We start from the raw sequence: 16,864 nt of genomic DNA, 5'->3' as shown, positions 1-16,864 counted from the left end.
TTGAAACCGGCGCATTTTGGCCGGTTTCGTTAGTCGTCGAATCTCACAACCGCTATTTATTAAGCTTGTGACTAATAAGAGAGTCGATTGAAAATTTACCGCCACCTTGAATAGCTAGCGCACCTGTTGCAGCAAGTAGCGTTAGTGCAAACTCGTAACCGTTGTTAGTCATAAATAAACCGTTTGCTGCATGTACACTAAAAATCGCAATCACCATTGTGAATGCACTTACTAAAGCGGCTGGACGTGTTAGAAAACCTATGATAAGTGCTAGCCCGCCAAAAAACTCAGCGCTGCCGGCCAGCAATGCCATTAAAAAGCCTGGCGCTAAACCAATGCTTTCCATCCACTGACCTGTGCCTTCTAATCCATAGCCACCAAACCACGCAAAAAGCTTTTGTGCGCCGTGAGCGGTAAGGATAATGCCCACAGGCACACGTAAAACCAAACTAGAAATACTGCTGTTAGAAGTAAAAATGTTTTTCAGAAATTGCTTGTTCATTGTTGAATCCTCAAAGTCTCTCGTAATTGAAAGTGTCATATCTAAAAAGTGATGAACGCTCCGCCTGACTTCATTGAGTTGGCACAGCGCTAACCTGATGCATATAGAATAGTTACCAACACCTATTGAATAAAGCGGTTAAATATTGAATGATTACCAACAATTTGTTGTTTATAGAGACGAATGACTAAACGATGGATAAATTATCGCTACTGAAAACCTTCTGCGTTGTTGCGAATGAAGGCAGTTTTACAAAAGCTGCAGAAAAGCTAGACACGTCAAACCAACTCGTAAGCAAGTATGTTGCCGAATTAGAGAAGCAACTTGATACGCGTTTATTCAATCGCACTACAAGAAAAATTCACCTAACCGAGGCTGGTCAACAGTGTTTGCAACATGCAAATCATATTCTTGAAAGCGTAACCGATATGGAAAGTCAGCTTGGGTTGCTCAATACAGAAGCAAAGGGAGTTCTGCACGTAAGTGCCCCTGTCTCTTTCTCAACATTACATTTAGCGAGTGCACTCAGTGCGTTTCAACAAGCACACCCTCACGTATCGATAAACTTGCAGCTAAACGATAGAAAGATTGATGTGATAGACGAAGGCTTTGATGTAGCAATACGTGCAGGTCACCTAGTTAACTCGTCGCTGGTGGCCAAGAAAATCACAACGATAAAGCTGGCCCTGTGCGCTTCACCAGCCTACCTGGAAAAATATGGCACACCGCAACATCCAGCTGAATTAAAACCTGAACACTATCTTGAGTACTCCTACGTCAACTACGATAACGATAAATCAGCGCTTATTGCGGCGCTCAAAGCAAATGCCCAGACTGTGACGCCTAAGCTAACCGCCAATAATGGAGAAGTCCTAACCAATGTAGCAAAGCAGGGTGAAGGTTATGTACTTCAACCTACCTTCATTGCCGGTGAAGCGCTCAAAAACGGGGAACTCGTGTCCATACTGGACGATTTCGTACCGCAAGCTATCTCTTTGTATGCGGTCTATCCTCATCGTAAGCTCATTTCTAATAAGCTAAGGGTTTTCATTGACTTTTTATCAAGCTATTTTGAAAGTACGCCCTACTGGGACAAGTAAATCGCGGTACGCGTAACGCTTAATTTATGTGGTAAAAACGTAACTTCAGTGTATGAGGGATATCAGCTTAATAAATTAAATAATAACGGCGTGGAGAAACACCTCCGACGCCGTTCGCGTAATAGCCTATCTGGTTTCAGTGACTTAAACTTTAAAGGAGTAACCTTACCCTAAAGCCCTCATCACATTCTGAAGGTTTCCATAATCGCGGGCACCCCCGGGAACATACCAATTAGTGCCATAACGGTACATAACACCAAAAACGTAATTCCTGGAATTAGCCAGCGCCCTGCTTTGCCGAGCTCTCCAGCTCTATCTTTGCACCCAACGAGCCCCAAATTATCCAAAAGCATGGTAAAAGACCATCCGAATACTGGATTAACTAATACAGAGGAGATCACCACCAATGCGGCAGATTGCGTCGTTTTACCTTCACGCGTCATTTGCATACCGGCTTCCATTAGCGGCAGAAAGACCCCAACAATAAGCGCTACGCAAAGCACTGGCGGCCAAATTGCTAGATCCATGGGGTAACCCCAAAGTGCCGCTACAACGCACAAAAACCCAGTAACTAATGCACCACCGGGTATGGGTCTGCGCGCGATTGAAGCCGGAATAATGTAGGTCCCCCACGAAGATGAGATATTCCCCCCTCCCAATAGGCTTCCCACTGCCTGACGACTAGATGCAGCAATCATGGTGTCATCTATATTCATGTGCGCTCGTTCACTTTTTTTAGGGTAGCTAAGCTTTTGGAAGACTTGATGACCTAAGAAATCTGGCGACCACATAGACACAGCCAGCACAGCAAAAGGCAGCACAGCAATGAAATGTGACCAGTCTGGCAGGCCTAGTTTCCAACCTGTGTCTTCCCCCCACCAATAAGCAGGGTTCAAGTTAGGCATACCCGGCGACGTTGTGAACTCAAATGGCGCACCGAAGGAAAACGCAATGACCGCCGCCATCACCGCACCAAGCGGAATGGCTAGCCAACGCTTTTGAATATGCTCTAGCCATGCATACATTAAGATAGTGGCAATGATCACCACGAAGGCTAAGTAAGCCATATCGAAGCTTTCTGCCCACGCAAAGAGTTTCTTCACCTGGCCTGTAATGCCAATAAACCCTAAATACAACAGCAACCCACCGCATACACCGTTACTGGTTAGCCTAGCAAGCACACTGCCGCCCTTCGTTATTCCTAAAATAAAACCAAAGAGTCCAATGAGCAGACCGAGCGCCATGGGATGGCCGCCAGATGCAACAATAAGGGGTACCAAGGGCAGTAAGGGGCCGTGTGTACCTGCTAAATTAGCTGACGGGTTCAGAAAACCGGAAATCAGAACAACGAACAAGACTGCTGCAATGAGTAATTCAAAGCGCACGTTTTCAATAACAAACTCAGGAGATAGCCCTAGCGGTGCTGCGAATGCACCTACTACGGCGGCAACCATAACGATTTTTCCTATGGTCGCCGCCATGCCTGGCACGAAGTCTTCCCACTCAACGCGGTAGTCTTTACCAGGCAGGTTCAACCGCCAACGTTTTGGAGAAAGTACTTGAAGTTCGTGATTTAAATATTCGTCTCTTGATTTAAAACTAGTGCTCGGTTTGTGAAGATTTTGATAAGAAGAACTTTCTTGTGACACATAACACCTTTAGATTGCGCGAAGAAAAGCGCAAGCCTAAACATGTGAATGGAATGTAACAATGCGACTGTGGTCTTATACGAAAGTCTAACGTGGAAGACGGGCATAAAAAAACCCGCAACAATGTGCGGGTTTTCATAATATGGCGGAGAGTGAGGGATTCGAACCCCCGGTGGGTTTGACCCCACGTCTGATTTCAAGTCAGGTGCATTAAACCGGGCTCTGCCAACTCTCCTGAAGTGCTGCGTATCTTAATGATATTTTTATGACTGTAAAGCGAAAAATTAAAAAAGTTGTCTAAGTGCCGAGATTTCAACCAAATAGACTGTTTAGCACGTATAAGAGATGTTTTTATATTCACCTGACACCATTTTCATCTGAAACTACTTGAAAATGGGAACTAAAACCCATACAACATACACTAAACAATTGTGTACCATTTTGGTCATATCATAAGTCCTGTTGGAGGAAACAATGGATCAACGTTCGATGTATTCAAGTGCATCTCAACCATCGGTATTGCAGACGAACAAGGTTCTACGCAACACCTATATGCTGCTTGCGATGACACTGGCGTTTAGTGCGGTTTGTGCTGGTATAGCAATGGCAGTAGGCATTTCTCCTATGATGTCTCTTGTTATGACTATCGGCGCTTTTATTACGTTATTTGTAGTTCAGAAAAAAGCTGATTCAGCATCTGGTATCTACTGGGTGTTTGCATTCACGGGTTTAATGGGTGCATCACTAGGTTACACGCTTAATTTCTATCTAGGCGTTGCGGGCCCAGGCTTGATCATGGAAGCGCTAGGTGCAACAGCTCTTGTGTTCTTCGCGCTTTCTGGCTACGCACTTACCACTAAGAAAGACTTCTCGTTTATGGGCGGATTCTTGGTAGTAGGTCTAGTTGTAGTGCTTGTAGCTGCTATTGCGAACATCTTTTTCGCAGTTCCAGCGGTAAGCTTAGCAATCAGTGCAGCGATTGTGTTTATTATGTCAGGTTTCATCTTGTTTGATACAAGTCGTATCATTCACGGTGGTGAAACAAACTACATTCGTGCAACAGTTTCGCTATACTTGAACATATACAACTTGTTCACGTCTATCCTTCACCTTCTAGGTGCGTTTGGTGGCGACGATTAAAACAGCGTTAAAGGTTTAAAGAGAAACACCCCTTAACCGGGGTGTTTTTATTTGTATGGCAGAATATTCAGTACTTATCACATCATCACCGTTTCAAGGCGATACAGCGTTACGCGCCCTCTCCTTTGCACAAGGTGTAATCGATAATGGTGATGTAATAAACAACGTTTTCTTTTATAGCGAAGGTGTACACCACACCAATAACTTAATGCTAAAGACGGGCGACGAGCTGTTCGTACTTGATAGCTGGAAGACTCTAGCTACTGAGCACAACGTGAAATTACTTGTATGCATTACCGCCGCCGTTAAGCGAGGTATTGTTAGTGAGTTAGAGGCGAAAGAGAATGGGTTGTCTCAGGCCAACTTAACCGCGCCTTTCGAGCAAGCTGGCTTGGGCGAATTCTTCACTGCGCTCCATGATTGCAACAGGTTGGTACAATTCTAATGGCGCAACTACTTATTAGGTTTACGCAAAGCCCTTTTTCCAATGCTAAAAGCCAAGACGGTTTAGATTTTGCGCTTGCTGCCACAAACTATGGGCACGATGTTAAAGTGCTTTTTGAAAGCCAAGGTGTACTGCAGCTTGTTAAGGCAGCGTCTACCAAAGGACTAAAAAATCACACCAAACGTTTAGCTAGCATGCCGTTTTTCGATATCGAAGAATGCTTTGTGTGTAAAGCAAGTGCAGATACCTACGACATTGAGCAGGTTCTTTCAAATAACAGTTTAGTTGATGAGCTAGACTGTGAGTGGATAACCCCGGAAGAAAAGGTCACGCTTATCCAAAGCGCAGATCATGTGGTGACATTCTAATGCTTATTACTATTTCAACGCCAAATTTGTGTACTGAATACAAACAGCTTATTGAAGCCACTTATGAGCAATCGACTTCTACTTATGTTGTATTTGTTGGTGATGGCGTTTATGCCCCTGCATTAAACACCGCGTTTTTTGAGCGGCTGGCCAATACGCTAGAAAGCACGGTAAAAGACAAATCAACGCTAAACCTGTCGTTCTTGAGTACAGATGCGAATACCAGGGGCGCAAATCTTCCCGAACATATTAATCCTATTTCTCACAAAGAACTTGCTGCAATATCAGCAAAAAATCAGCACTGGATACCCCTTTCATGACACAAGAAACCTATAGCTTCAATTATAAAGGGCAAGCGATCCCTACAGACAAAGCCGGGTATTTACTCGACTATACCCTTTGGGAAGAAGATATGGTTGAGTTGCTGGCGCAAGAAGAGAACATTGAATTAACAGAAGCCCACTGGGAAGTGGTGCGCTTCGTACGCGCATTCTATGAAGAGTACGAAACCAGCCCAGCAATTCGTGCTTTGGTGAAAGCTATGGCCAATAAGTTTGGGCCAGAAAAAGGTAATAGCCGCTACCTGCAGCGACTCTTTAAAAAAGGCCCGGCGAAGCAAGCCACTAAACTAGCAGGATTACCTAAACCTGCGAAATGCTTGTAAAGGCGATCGCACATTATATTTAAAGTGCTAGCGCCCCCGGCTAGCCTTCTGCTAAAAGCACTTGTTGATTTGCTTCACGGGTTGAAACCCGATTTAAGGTAGCTATCAGAAGAGCCACCCTATTGTTAACTGTTTTAGCCTTGGTGTTGATATTGCAACTCCCCTCCTACATTGGCGTTTTATCTCGGGTTTCAGGCATATTTTTCATACTTGCCTTTTACCGAACACCATAAACGTGAATGTTTTACATAAATGGACATAGGAGGCTGTATGACAGTTCAAAAACACTACGTAATTGTGGCCAACCACGACGACGCCACAGCTTACACCTATACCAACCACGGAAGTGCACTTGTTGAAGTAAAAAAGTGGCATAACGAGTTTAGTGGCGCGAGTGACCAAGACATTTATACAGATAAACCCGGCAGACAATCGGCTCCCGCTTCGCAAGTACCAGGCGTTGATAGCATGAATCGAAAAGATGCCGCCGAACTCGAAGATGAACGATTTGCTAGTGACATTGCTGACTGGCTAGATGGTGAGCGTAAACGAGGTGCGTTGGGCTCGATAGATATTATTAGTGGGCCTGGATTTCTTGGTAAATTGAGAAGCGGAATGTCATCTCAATGTTCAGACGTCGTCGACAAAGAAGTGAAAAAGAATGTTTTAGGCGCGGACGAAGAAACCTTGCTTTCCTACCTTAAATAAAACGTTATTTAGTAGTTAGATTGTCACAGGCGGCTGTTGTCATTGCCGCCTTCTCTTACTCGCTTATAAGTAAAAGTTAGCGGTTTTCGTCAGCTTTTAACACATTAACCTCACCGATTGCCTCGGCGCTTTTAAACGTCTTTACTCGCGTGACTTCAAGATCGGTATAAACACGAGGATTATTCAAAATATATTCTACCTCATTGTTCAATGAGCCTTGTGTGTCAGCCGCTAACCACGCATTTATCGCATGTGCATTATGTGGAAGAAAGCAAGGAATGGATTTTTCATGATACTGACTAAACCCCTCTACGGGTGGGCGCGTCACTACTGCACAGGAAAATAGGCCATTACTAAACCGCCGGTATACCGCGCCAATTAACAATGCACCAGTAGCCGGTTTCATTAAAAAGTGCGCTTTTCCTTTACCAAGTGGGTTTGACTCCCCTACTGCAGTTGCGACAACCACAGCGCGTCGTTCACGAATGAACTTGCTCCAATAAGGGCTTTCTAAATTACGGGCATTGAATGTGGTTCTGTTGCCAACCTCTAACGTGTCGCCAACGGGCTTAGCATCAAACCACCATGTAGCATCGATGGTGCTATCACCAGATACAATTAAATTGGTAATTTGTCGTTCAGGCACTTTTCCAAATGCAGGATAAAAGTCAATAACATTGCTTGTGGAAGATTCATTGACAAAAAGCGGAATGGTTTGTGTAAGCCCGACTTCTTCAAGTAGCGCAATAACGTCAGGTGAGTCAGTAATACGCTGTATAAATCCGCACATAAGTCCTCGTATTGAAAAATGCTTCCGCCATTTTAAAATTCTATAGGTTCCATATCTCAAAATATTGCATGGTAAATGAAAAAAAGGAAAAGGGATTCACCCATTTCCTTTTTTTAAAGATAAACCTCAGTTTGTTCAGTCTAACTATTTAGCGGTGTGTTTATCAAAAAACTCAATCATTGCAGTCCAACGCTCGACGTTGTTTTCTTCTTTATAGAAACCGTGTGCCTCGCCAGACTTCATCATCCATTCGTACGGTTTATTGCGCTTTTCTAACTCTTCTCGTAACGCAAAAGCATGCTCTTTGGGTACGCGGACATCTTCCTCACCTTGGATGATGAATACAGGTACCTTTATTTTATCGACGTTTTTTACCGGAGATTGGCTATCACCATCAGGCAATACACGATTCAAGTAGTTTATACCAGATTGAGACTCTGGAATGTCGCCTGCAGATTTCATCAGTGCTAGGTCATACACTCCTACAAAACCTACTGTACACTTATATAAGTCAGGTTCTCTAATGACACTTTGGAGGGCGGCATAACCACCATAAGAAGCACCATAAACACACATTCTATTTTGATCAACAATGCCTTGCTCAATTAGATAATTGACGCCGTCGGTCATATCGTCAATCATTAGTGTTCCCCAAGATTTGAAACCTGCTTTCAGAAATTCTAAGCCATAGCCTCCTGAACCTCTGAAATTAGGTTGGAATACAGCATAACCGTGAGCCGCCAACACTTTAGCATCGCTTCTCATTTCAGTAAGTGTATCTTTTATACCGTGAGGACCACCGTGTGGATGCATTATTAAAGGAAGGTTTTTTGATACACCTACTGGTAAAGTAAGAATGCCCGAAATCTCCTGACCATCTCTTGCCTTATAGGTAACAATTTTAGATTGGGGCATATCAAAATCGTTTAACCATGGTCGCGTATCAGTCAGTTTTGCTAACTGTTTTTTATTTTTATTAAACAGATAATAAGCCGTGGGTTGATTAATCCCGCCAACTGCTACAATCATCTTTGAGCCGTCATACGTCGAAGATGTGATAGACACTACACTGCCCTTAAACGCTTGACGTAAACTAGCTAAAATTCGTTGTTCATCAGTATTTTTAACTTCACTAAAGTAAGTAGCACTGAGGTCTTTATGTTCATATTCCGCGCCTATGACTTCTTGCACTTGCCCTCTAACTTCGTGCAATATCGGCTCCACATCAACCATTTCATGGGCAGCTAAAACAGTGTGCTTTTTAGTATCAATGTTATAAGTTGCGACAGCATCTGTGTCAGTTTCAATAGTACTAAGTCCAACTAGCGTTTTATCATCGGCCAAAAATACTAATGGATTGAAAAATGAATCAAATGATTCCGCCTGAAATGCCACTTGCCAGTCGTCGTCTACTGAACTTCGTACCATTAGCGTTACTTGATTATTTTCATTAGGATCTGAGCTCGTCATTGCCAAAGCTTCACCTTTGCTGTTGGTTATGATTCGTAAGCTATCTCCTGTGGATTTATACATACGTAACGGCATTCTACCCAACGATGCTTTTCGCCCATTGCTCACCTTCATTTTATAGAGATCCAAAAAAGGCTCTTTTGTTGACCCTTGAACGCTAAAAACGACGATGGCATCTGGATCGTCTGGTAAAAAATCTACGACCTGAGAGTATCGGGTATCACCACTTTTAGAGCGGTAGCCAGTGAGGATCACGTTATCACTGCCATCTGCATCCATCGCTAACAACTCTCCAGTCGGGACTGGTTGCTCTAGGGCGCCGACTTCACGCACCATGCTCAGTAAGAGACGTTCATCATTTAACCAGTTGAAACTGCCGACTGACTCTTTTCCCCTTCCTCGAGTGATCGATTGTACTTTTTGCTTTTCAATATCAAGTACCGTAAGGAAAACAACGCCATCATCATCTCTGGAAGTAGATGCCAGATATTTACCATCGGGGGATATTTTAATTTGTAAATACTGAGAGTGTTTTGCTAAAGCCTCTAAAACGGGCGTTTTCACTTCAGCATTTGTAGAAAAAGAGAAAGCTAGGCTTCCCAGCATAATCGTTTTCAAAAGCGATAAACGAGCTTTCATTTATAATTATCTCCATGTAAAAAAGCCCCCTATATTCGGGGGGCTTAAACAATCAAATCACTAGATTAAAAGCTGTAGCGAACATTAGCAAATACGCGACGACCAATAAAATCATATTGAGAAAATAGCGCAGCATTACCCAACTCAAATCCGCTCGCAGAAATACGAGGAGGCTCTTCATCAAATAAATTAGCTACACCTACGATGACGTCAAAATCTTCGTAAGCAAATGAGCCAGACACCGCGTGGTAAGTTGTCCACCTCGTTTCGTCAATAAATGTTACTGTCTCATCATTCAGCGTGGTCGTGTTTGTTTCACTACCGTAGTACTCGTAATCATTAGTAGAGTCAAAGTAACTGGCCGTCCACGTTATACTCCAGTCATCTTTACCATAGGTAAGACGAGCTACACCTGTATGCTTAGGAAGACCATTTTCGCCTACTTCGTTGTTGTACGGTGAATCTTCAAATAGTAGACCGTACTTTTCAATTTGCATTGTATGTTCTACTCGGAATCGAACATTACCCCAATCGAACTCTTCGTCGTAAGTAAAATTATAATCTACACCACGAACACGCTGATATGAGATGTTTACGTATCCACCGTTAACCACATCTATACCATAATCGTTAGTTTCACTATCGTTACGACGCGTAAATAAATTACACAATGGTTCATTTTCAAAATCGATAGAGTCGTAACAGCGATCGACAATATCAGCACCACCAAGGTTGTCTATCTCATTTGAGATCTCGATATTGAAATAATCGATAGAGAAAGCATAAGTATCTTCGGGGCTGGTCAAAACAAGACCGATGCCTTCTGCAACAGAAGTTTCCGCTGAAAGACGCCCTTCACCGCCGCTCGTAATAAGTAAAGCTGAACTGCCGCCCTGATCATAATCAGCAGGAATGCCATCAGCCTGACAATTCGCGAAAACAGTATCGGTAATATTACCCGCTTCAAATTCACTTACATAATCAAGACATGGGTCAACAGATAACTGACCGCTAAAACCCGTCTGCTCAGCAAGATAAAGCTCATAGAGGGCCGGCGCTCTAAATGAAGTACCACGGCTAGCACGGACACTAACACCATCAACAATAGACCAGTTCATACCTAACTTAAACGTGGTGTCGTTGCCGTAAGTGTCGACATCATTCCAACGACCAGAGGCTGTCAGATCTAGTCTTTCTATGCCGGTTATACCTTCAAGAAGTGGAATTTTTACTTCTGCATAAATAGCTTTGGTTAACTGATCGCCAGCGGTGATGCCACCACCAGATAGCCCCCACGAGTTGCCATTTAACGTGTGCTCTCCAGGCGTATCTTCAATTTCATCTTTCTGGATTTGGAAACCAAACGCAGCGCCAACCTCACCAGCAGGAAGAGAAAAAAGATCACCCGTCACGTAACCTTCAAGCGTTTGTTGGTCGTAAGTGGTTTTTCCATTATCTCGTCCGAACAAAAAAGCTTCTTGTGCAGGCGTTCGATCACCATAGAGAAAATTAGGATCTGTCCACGGAATATCAACACATGTATTACCGCTAAATTCTGTTACCTCTCCAGAACAACTTACGCCATTAAAGGCATTGCTCTGCGCCATCCACATTGCATCATCATAGATGATATCCTGACCGTATTTACCGTCATTGTGGCTATATTGATAAGAAAGATCCCAGGTCCAAAAACCGATGTCGCCGGTAGCGCCGATTACGCCTCTAGTGTAATCGACTTCAATTTCAGAACTGAAATGATCGGTTAGTGCTACTGCCATTACACTACCATTACCATCAAAGCCATCTAAAACATCAGTTGGAAGTCGCGGAATATCGGCCGTCCAAAATTGGCGGTAATCATCAGTTTTTGTTTTACGTTTACTATAAATAAACTCACCGTAAAGTGTTACGCCATCTGATAAGTTATAATCTCCGGTTGCATAAATAGATGCATTCTGTGTTTCTGGTACTACCGTTTGTTGCCCCAGGAATGGATGATTTAAGTCCCACCATCCTTCACTTTCATAATTATCATTGAAAGAAACCGGATACCAACCTTCCGGTGTAGTGAACCCTACATTTGCATCATTAAAACTCTCAAAACCATTGTTTGCAAAAAAGTTGTCGTAGTCATAAGCAGCGTTCAAACCACGGCCATATGCATCATTAACACCACCCGAAAGCCACAGGCCATAACCGGCTTCACTACAATGATAGTCGCCAGTGCGCGGGTCAATTGGGTCGGCACGAGTTCCATCTTGGTTAAATTGAAGACGTTCAGTACAGTTAAAGTAGTCACGGTCTCCACGGCGAAGCATAGACACTTTACGATAGTCAGCGGTTACACGAAACGAGCCTTCAGAGTATTCTTCACCGAATGAAATGTTAACACGACGGTCTTCACCACCAGATTCCATCGGCTGACTAATATCAACGTTGATGGTCTTCTCATCACCTTTTTTAGTGATGATATTAATTACGCCTGCTACCGCATCAGATCCGTATAGCGCCGATGCACCATCTTTCAGTATCTCTACACGCTCAACAGCTGAAAGTGGGATACTATTCAAATCAAATGCAGAAACACCACCACGAGTACCGGCGGGCCCGGCACGACGGCCGTTTAACAATATAAGTGTTCGATTTGGACCAAGGCCTCGAAGACCTACCGTTTCTGCACCTGTACCACCATCAGTAACATAGCCTACGGTAAGTGCCGCAGTGATTTGACTTGAACCAGAAGCAGCGGTGCTTGTACGAAGTAGCTCGCCAAGTGTTTTTAAACCTTCACCTTCGGCGTCGGCAACTGAAATGATGTCTATAGGCGTATCATTAGCAAAAGAGTCTGTGCGGATACGAGATCCTACCACTGAGATCTGCTCTACTGTGTCAGCGTCTTTTTCTACCGTGTCCTGAGCAGAAACGAAAGGAGTAGCACTTATTCCAAGTGCGACGATTATCCCCTGAGATAATCTATTAAGTGTGTTTCGATTTTCCATATCTATTCCCTGGAAATTTGCTTTCCGGACAAACAGAAACACCCGATGGGTAAGTCCGTTTATCCATGAAGCTTTCTTATGTAGGTAAAATGTAAATGCGACCTATTTTCATTTTTGAAGCTTGGGGAGATTTACATTTCATTAATGTTACGCAATGCGCAACATTAGCCAAAAGTATAAGATATAGTTAAAAGTGTCAATTGTGACATTAGTGACTGAAATATAAGTAATTTAAGAGGAAAAACGCTTTTTATTTACATTTAGAAACAACTTTGATCGCACTAATAAATGAACCATAAGATGCTGTTTATATAATAAAATTATTACGTGTAAAGATAATTTTGCGCTGACTATACACGTCACTTTTTGATAGGTATGGAAGTAACGATGTAAAAAGAAAAAACCCGATAACTCTTCACAAGATATCGGGTTGTTATTAATTAAGTCGCAACTATTAGACTTAAATTAATGTTGTGATTTAAACTGAAAAGTAAATTTACACGCTATTCGCTGTGATAACCTCTTGGCCTGCCATGTAAGGCACAAGCGCCTTTGGAATCGTAACGCTTCCGTCTGCCTGCTGATTGTTCTCTAAAATAGCTACAAGCGTACGCCCTACCGCTAAACCAGAACCATTCAATGTGTGAAGAAGTTCAGTTTTATTCGTTTCTGGGTTACGGAATCTAGCCTGCATGCGTCGTGCTTGGAAGTCCAACATGTTTGAACATGAAGAAATTTCACGATAGGTATTTTGCGCAGGCAGCCATACTTCAAGATCGTAGGTTTTACATGCACCAAAGCCCATATCACCAGTACAAAGCAACACTTTGCGGTACGGTAATTCTAGCTTTTGAAGAATAACTTCTGCGTGTCCTGTAAGTGCTTCTAGCGCGTCAAAGCTCTCTTCCGGCTTAACTAACTGTACAAGTTCTACCTTGTCGAACTGATGCTGACGAATAAGGCCCCGGGTATCACGACCGTACGAACCAGCTTCTGAGCGGAAGCAAGGCGTATGTGCTGTCATTTTCACAGGCAGTGATTTCGCATCTAATATTTCATCGCGTGCAATATTAGTTAGCGGAACTTCCGCCGTTGGGATTAGGCTAAGCCCCTGTCCTTCTTCAGTTGCTGGCTTGGTGTGAAATAGATCCTCACCAAATTTAGGCAGCTGACCTGTGCCATAAAGGCTGTCAGCATTAACCAAGTAAGGCACATACATCTCTTGGTAGCCATGCTCTTGTGTATGGGTATCTAGCATGAACTGAGCAATTGCACGATTTAGGCGAGCAATATCGCCGCGCATCACTACAAAGCGGCTTCCCGTAAGCTTACTTGCGGTGGCGAAATCTAAGCCGTTGTTTAAGCCTTCAGCCACATCAACATGATCTTTAACTTCAAAATCAAACGTGCGTGGTTCGCCCCATCTAGAAATCTCAACATTGTCATCTTCGTCTTTACCCGCTGGTACAGACTCGTGCGGCAAATTAGGAATGCCTTGCGTAAGGGTGTTAATTTCTTCCAACAGTTCGCTAAGTTCCGCTTTAGCGGCGTCAAGCTCGTCACCAAGCTTACCCACTTCAGCCAATAGCGGTGCAATATCTTCGCCCTGCGCTTTTGCTTTACCAATGGATTTACTTCGTACGTTACGCTCGTTTTGCAGATCCTGTGTTCTGGACTGAAGTGTTTTTCTTTTTTCTTCAAGCGAACTGAAAGCTGCTACATCGAGGTTAAAACCACGGGCAGCTAATCGCTTAGCTGTTTGTTCTATATCGCTTCGCAAACACTTTGGATCTAACATGTGTTTCTAATTATCCTTTCATCAATTGAATGGCTAGCCAACCTGCTATTAGGCAAGCGCCAACGTTAAGAAATACATTTGCTGCGGCTTTAAGCCACAACCCGTTTTCTAATAAAGTTAAGGTTTCAACGGAAAATGTTGAGAATGTAGTAAAGGCACCTAATAGCCCTACACCGATAAGCGCTCGGTAAGGAGAGTCGCTTAAATCATGACGTTCGATAAAACCGTACAGTAATGCGAGTGCAAACGACCCGACCACATTCACCGTTAGTGTACCAAACGGCATGTGTTTTCCAAATAAGGAATCAACACTTGTGGTAACAAAATAGCGTAAACAGGCGCCGGTCGCACCGCCAGCGGCAATAAAACAATACAAAGCTAACCCTTGAGGCACGAAAACTCCCTAGCGCATTTTTTATTAACTAATTCATATAATCTGAACTAGTTGAGTTACTTGTCTGCAACTTTACCTTTTATTGTTACTTCTCGCATTAAGTGAATCGAGAAATTCACGCTTGGCTTTCAAAGCTTTCTCTAAACCGCGTTCATTAGGGTTATACAAGCGAGTTCCGGTAAGGCTTTCTGGGAAGTAAGACTCACCCGCGGCAAACGCGTTCGGCTCGTTGTGAGCATAGCGGTAACCATCGCCGTGACCGAGCTCTTTCATTAGCGACGTAGGCGCATTGCGTAAATGCATGGGAACAGGTGCATCAGAGGTTTTACGTGCCAATGCTTTTGCTTCGTTAAACGCCATATATACCGCGTTACTTTTTGCAGCTAACGCACAATATACCGCAGCTTGAGCAATAGCGCGCTCGCCCTCTGCAGGCCCTACTCGGTGAAACGTGTCCCAGGCATTAATACAAAGCTGCATTGCTCTTGGGTCGGCATTACCAATGTCTTCAGACGCGATAGCAAGTAGACGTCTTCCTACATACAGCGCATCTCCCCCGCCATCAAGAATTCTTGCGTACCAGTAAAGGGCTGCGTCTGGATCTGAGCCTCTAACAGATTTATGAAACGCGGAGATTAGGTCGTAGAAGGTGTCGCCTTTATTGTCGTAACTAGCAACTTTCTCGCCTACCGCATGCTCAACATCACTTACGGTTATTTCGTATGCTCCGGTGAAGTCGGCAGCAAGCTCTAAATAGGTGAGAAGACGACGTGCGTCGCCGCCACTTAAATCGATAAGCGCGTTTCTGGCTGTTTCTTCAATACCAAGGGCTCTGTCACCCAGACCTTTTTCAGTATCGCTTAGCGCTCTCTCAACCAATTCAGACAGTGCTTCGTGTTCGAGTGTCTTTAGCACATAAACACGTACACGAGATAAAAGCGCTTTATTTAATTCGAACGAGGGATTCTCTGTCGTTGCGCCAATAAAGGTAACAACGCCAGACTCAACAAATGGAAGAAACGCGTCCTGCTGACTTTTGTTGAATCGGTGTACTTCGTCTACAAACAACAAGGTTCGCTGGTTATAACGGGCGTTTTCTTCAGCCGTATCCATGGCGGCTCTGATGTCTTTTACCCCAGAGGTAACCGCAGAAATACGCAATACAGATGCGTTGGTGTATTGAGCAATGAGTTCAGCAAGGGTAGTTTTACCGGTACCGGGCGGCCCCCACAAAATCATAGAATGACAGTGACCCGCCTCTAACATTTTACGAAGAGGCTTACCTTCGCCAAGTAAGTGTTCTTGACCGCTGTACTGCTCTATGGTGACCGGGCGCATTCGCGCCGCGAGGGGCGCGAAATCTTGATTAACGCTGGTCATCAATTATGAAGCTGTCTGGAATATCAACTGAGAACGTATCAGCGGGCACTGGAAAACGCGTTTCAATATTACTGAACACCAAAGTGCTGATTTGCTGTTGCGCATCGAGCATATTAAGCGAAGCGAGTTCACTGTCTTGGTTAAAGGTTAATGTAAGCGTTGCGATTTGGCCGCCTTGTTCTTTAGGCGTGATTTGGTAGCTTTTTGTTGCGCTAACACCATTGATGTTGTCTGCCGCGCCCTTTTCAGGTTTTAAAGCCGATGAACCGCTATTTAATTGACTGATAGAGAACTTTGACCACGTTGCTTCATCTGTCGATGTAAGCAAAACAATAGGGTTATCTTTAATCGCATTGTCTTGAGATAGGACTGTCACCTGCTCTACAAAGGTATCCACATTCCAAACCGCTTCGCCATCGGCAACCAAAAGGGTTTCATCAGGAAACGTTGTTTCCCAGCGAAGCTTATTAGGGCGGGTCATGGTCAGCGTGCCTTGTGCTTCGTGAACGACATTTTGCTGTGCATCGACTACTGTTTGCGCAAAACTTGCGCGAAACTGCTTCATATTGCTTAACAACGCCTGCAGTGACGTACTCGCAGAATCATTGATAAGCGATGAAGTTTTGGGCTGACTGGTGTTTACTATGGCATTAGCCTGATTAGCGTCATGAGCACTGACAACCTCGTGAGCATTGTTGTTGCCTATATTTGAACCTGTAGTACCTAATTCTACCGCAGCGTTAGCAGCAGTCATTGCTGTACCTGCCGTTACCAATGCACTCACAAAATAAACCGAAACTGCTTTATTCATTTATTCA

16 protein-coding genes and 1 tRNA gene are annotated in these 16,864 nt (G+C 43.8%); 7 read left to right on the top strand and 10 right to left on the bottom strand.

What is annotated here, in order from left to right; translation table 11 throughout:
- Window positions 1–52: 52 nt before the first annotated feature.
- Window positions 53–502, bottom strand: a complete 450-nt coding sequence (locus MHM87_RS00405; RefSeq protein WP_061095150.1) for a DoxX family protein — start codon at window positions 500–502, stop codon at window positions 53–55.
- Between the two features lie 194 nt (window positions 503–696).
- On the opposite strand from MHM87_RS00405, the gene MHM87_RS00400 reads away from it, so the two are divergent.
- Window positions 697–1,602: a LysR family transcriptional regulator gene (locus tag MHM87_RS00400; RefSeq protein WP_239257494.1), complete on the top strand. Its 906-nt coding sequence runs from the start codon at window positions 697–699 to the stop codon at window positions 1,600–1,602.
- 182 nt (window positions 1,603–1,784) lie between these two features.
- Here MHM87_RS00400 and MHM87_RS00395 read toward each other — a convergent pair whose 3' ends face one another.
- Window positions 1,785–3,251, bottom strand: a complete 1,467-nt coding sequence (locus tag MHM87_RS00395) for a DUF3360 family protein (RefSeq protein WP_239257493.1) — start codon at window positions 3,249–3,251, stop codon at window positions 1,785–1,787.
- A gap of 143 nt (window positions 3,252–3,394) precedes the next feature.
- Window positions 3,395–3,486 (bottom strand) — tRNA-Ser (locus MHM87_RS00390).
- A gap of 239 nt (window positions 3,487–3,725) precedes the next feature.
- Here MHM87_RS00390 and MHM87_RS00385 point away from each other — a divergent pair.
- From MHM87_RS00385 to MHM87_RS00360, 6 genes are all read left to right on the top strand, one after another.
- A complete protein-coding gene (locus MHM87_RS00385) occupies window positions 3,726–4,391 on the top strand; it encodes a Bax inhibitor-1/YccA family protein (protein ID WP_014949619.1) in 666 nt (221 codons plus the stop codon).
- A 55-nt stretch (window positions 4,392–4,446) separates the two neighbouring features.
- Window positions 4,447–4,836 (top strand): sulfurtransferase complex subunit TusD, encoded by a 390-nt coding sequence (tusD, locus tag MHM87_RS00380; RefSeq protein WP_014976653.1) that lies wholly within the window; start codon window positions 4,447–4,449, stop codon window positions 4,834–4,836.
- A complete protein-coding gene (locus MHM87_RS00375) occupies window positions 4,836–5,204 on the top strand; it encodes a DsrE family protein (protein WP_239247687.1) in 369 nt (122 codons plus the stop codon). Before tusD ends, MHM87_RS00375 begins: the two co-directional genes overlap by 1 nt.
- Window positions 5,204–5,524 carry a DsrH/TusB family sulfur relay protein gene (locus tag MHM87_RS00370; RefSeq protein WP_239257492.1) on the top strand — a complete coding sequence of 107 codons (321 nt, stop codon included), beginning with the start codon at window positions 5,204–5,206 and terminating at the stop codon, window positions 5,522–5,524. Before MHM87_RS00375 ends, MHM87_RS00370 begins: the two co-directional genes overlap by 1 nt.
- Window positions 5,521–5,868 (top strand): TusE/DsrC/DsvC family sulfur relay protein, encoded by a 348-nt coding sequence (locus tag MHM87_RS00365; RefSeq protein WP_014949623.1) that lies wholly within the window; start codon window positions 5,521–5,523, stop codon window positions 5,866–5,868. Before MHM87_RS00370 ends, MHM87_RS00365 begins: the two co-directional genes overlap by 4 nt.
- A gap of 270 nt (window positions 5,869–6,138) precedes the next feature.
- Window positions 6,139–6,576, top strand: a complete 438-nt coding sequence (locus tag MHM87_RS00360; RefSeq protein WP_014979395.1) for a host attachment protein — start codon at window positions 6,139–6,141, stop codon at window positions 6,574–6,576.
- Between the two features lie 76 nt (window positions 6,577–6,652).
- Here the strand turns inward: MHM87_RS00360 and MHM87_RS00355 are convergent, their stop codons facing one another.
- The 7 genes from MHM87_RS00355 to lolA form a co-directional block, all read right to left on the bottom strand.
- Window positions 6,653–7,366: an SOS response-associated peptidase family protein gene (locus tag MHM87_RS00355; protein ID WP_239257491.1), complete on the bottom strand. Its 714-nt coding sequence runs from the start codon at window positions 7,364–7,366 to the stop codon at window positions 6,653–6,655.
- A 144-nt stretch (window positions 7,367–7,510) separates the two neighbouring features.
- Window positions 7,511–9,475: a S9 family peptidase gene (locus MHM87_RS00350; protein WP_239257490.1), complete on the bottom strand. Its 1,965-nt coding sequence runs from the start codon at window positions 9,473–9,475 to the stop codon at window positions 7,511–7,513.
- A 65-nt stretch (window positions 9,476–9,540) separates the two neighbouring features.
- On the bottom strand, window positions 9,541–12,474 hold the full coding sequence (locus tag MHM87_RS00345; protein ID WP_239257489.1) for a TonB-dependent receptor: 2,934 nt from the start codon (window positions 12,472–12,474) through the stop codon (window positions 9,541–9,543).
- 496 nt (window positions 12,475–12,970) lie between these two features.
- Window positions 12,971–14,272 carry a serine--tRNA ligase gene (serS, locus tag MHM87_RS00340; RefSeq protein ID WP_239257488.1) on the bottom strand — a complete coding sequence of 434 codons (1,302 nt, stop codon included), beginning with the start codon at window positions 14,270–14,272 and terminating at the stop codon, window positions 12,971–12,973.
- 10 nt (window positions 14,273–14,282) lie between these two features.
- On the bottom strand, window positions 14,283–14,666 hold the full coding sequence (crcB, locus tag MHM87_RS00335) for a fluoride efflux transporter CrcB (RefSeq protein WP_014949631.1): 384 nt from the start codon (window positions 14,664–14,666) through the stop codon (window positions 14,283–14,285).
- 72 nt (window positions 14,667–14,738) lie between these two features.
- Window positions 14,739–16,046: a replication-associated recombination protein A gene (locus MHM87_RS00330; RefSeq protein ID WP_239257487.1), complete on the bottom strand. Its 1,308-nt coding sequence runs from the start codon at window positions 16,044–16,046 to the stop codon at window positions 14,739–14,741.
- The gene (lolA, locus tag MHM87_RS00325) at window positions 16,033–16,857 is read right to left on the bottom strand and encodes an outer membrane lipoprotein chaperone LolA (protein ID WP_239257486.1); all 825 of its coding nucleotides are present in this window, start codon (window positions 16,855–16,857) and stop codon (window positions 16,033–16,035) included. The genes MHM87_RS00330 and lolA overlap by 14 nt, the downstream gene beginning before the upstream one ends.
- Between the last annotated feature and the right edge of the window lie 7 nt (window positions 16,858–16,864).

Source organism: Alteromonas sp. Cnat3-28 (assembly GCF_022348265.1).
Taxonomy (GTDB): Bacteria; Pseudomonadota; Gammaproteobacteria; order Enterobacterales; family Alteromonadaceae; genus Alteromonas; species Alteromonas macleodii.
The sequence above is the reverse complement of the archived record's forward strand: the minus strand, read 5'-3'. Positions and strand labels throughout refer to the sequence as shown.

Excerpts from the sequence above, each read along its gene's own strand:
- MHM87_RS00405 (WP_061095150.1), bottom strand. The coding sequence starts at position 502 with ATGAACAAGCAATTTCTGAAAAACATTTTTACTTCTAACAGCAGTATT.
- MHM87_RS00400 (WP_239257494.1), top strand. The coding sequence starts at position 697 with ATGGATAAATTATCGCTACTGAAAACCTTCTGCGTTGTTGCGAATGAA.
- MHM87_RS00385 (WP_014949619.1), top strand. The coding sequence starts at position 3,726 with ATGGATCAACGTTCGATGTATTCAAGTGCATCTCAACCATCGGTATTG.
- tusD (WP_014976653.1), top strand. The coding sequence starts at position 4,447 with ATGGCAGAATATTCAGTACTTATCACATCATCACCGTTTCAAGGCGAT.
- MHM87_RS00375 (WP_239247687.1), top strand. The coding sequence starts at position 4,836 with ATGGCGCAACTACTTATTAGGTTTACGCAAAGCCCTTTTTCCAATGCT.
- MHM87_RS00370 (WP_239257492.1), top strand. The coding sequence starts at position 5,204 with ATGCTTATTACTATTTCAACGCCAAATTTGTGTACTGAATACAAACAG.
- MHM87_RS00365 (WP_014949623.1), top strand. The coding sequence starts at position 5,521 with ATGACACAAGAAACCTATAGCTTCAATTATAAAGGGCAAGCGATCCCT.
- MHM87_RS00360 (WP_014979395.1), top strand. The coding sequence starts at position 6,139 with ATGACAGTTCAAAAACACTACGTAATTGTGGCCAACCACGACGACGCC.
- MHM87_RS00355 (WP_239257491.1), bottom strand. The coding sequence starts at position 7,366 with ATGTGCGGATTTATACAGCGTATTACTGACTCACCTGACGTTATTGCG.
- MHM87_RS00350 (WP_239257490.1), bottom strand. The coding sequence starts at position 9,475 with ATGAAAGCTCGTTTATCGCTTTTGAAAACGATTATGCTGGGAAGCCTA.
- MHM87_RS00345 (WP_239257489.1), bottom strand. The coding sequence starts at position 12,474 with ATGGAAAATCGAAACACACTTAATAGATTATCTCAGGGGATAATCGTC.
- serS (WP_239257488.1), bottom strand. The coding sequence starts at position 14,272 with ATGTTAGATCCAAAGTGTTTGCGAAGCGATATAGAACAAACAGCTAAG.
- MHM87_RS00330 (WP_239257487.1), bottom strand. The coding sequence starts at position 16,046 with ATGACCAGCGTTAATCAAGATTTCGCGCCCCTCGCGGCGCGAATGCGC.
- lolA (WP_239257486.1), bottom strand. The coding sequence starts at position 16,857 with ATGAATAAAGCAGTTTCGGTTTATTTTGTGAGTGCATTGGTAACGGCA.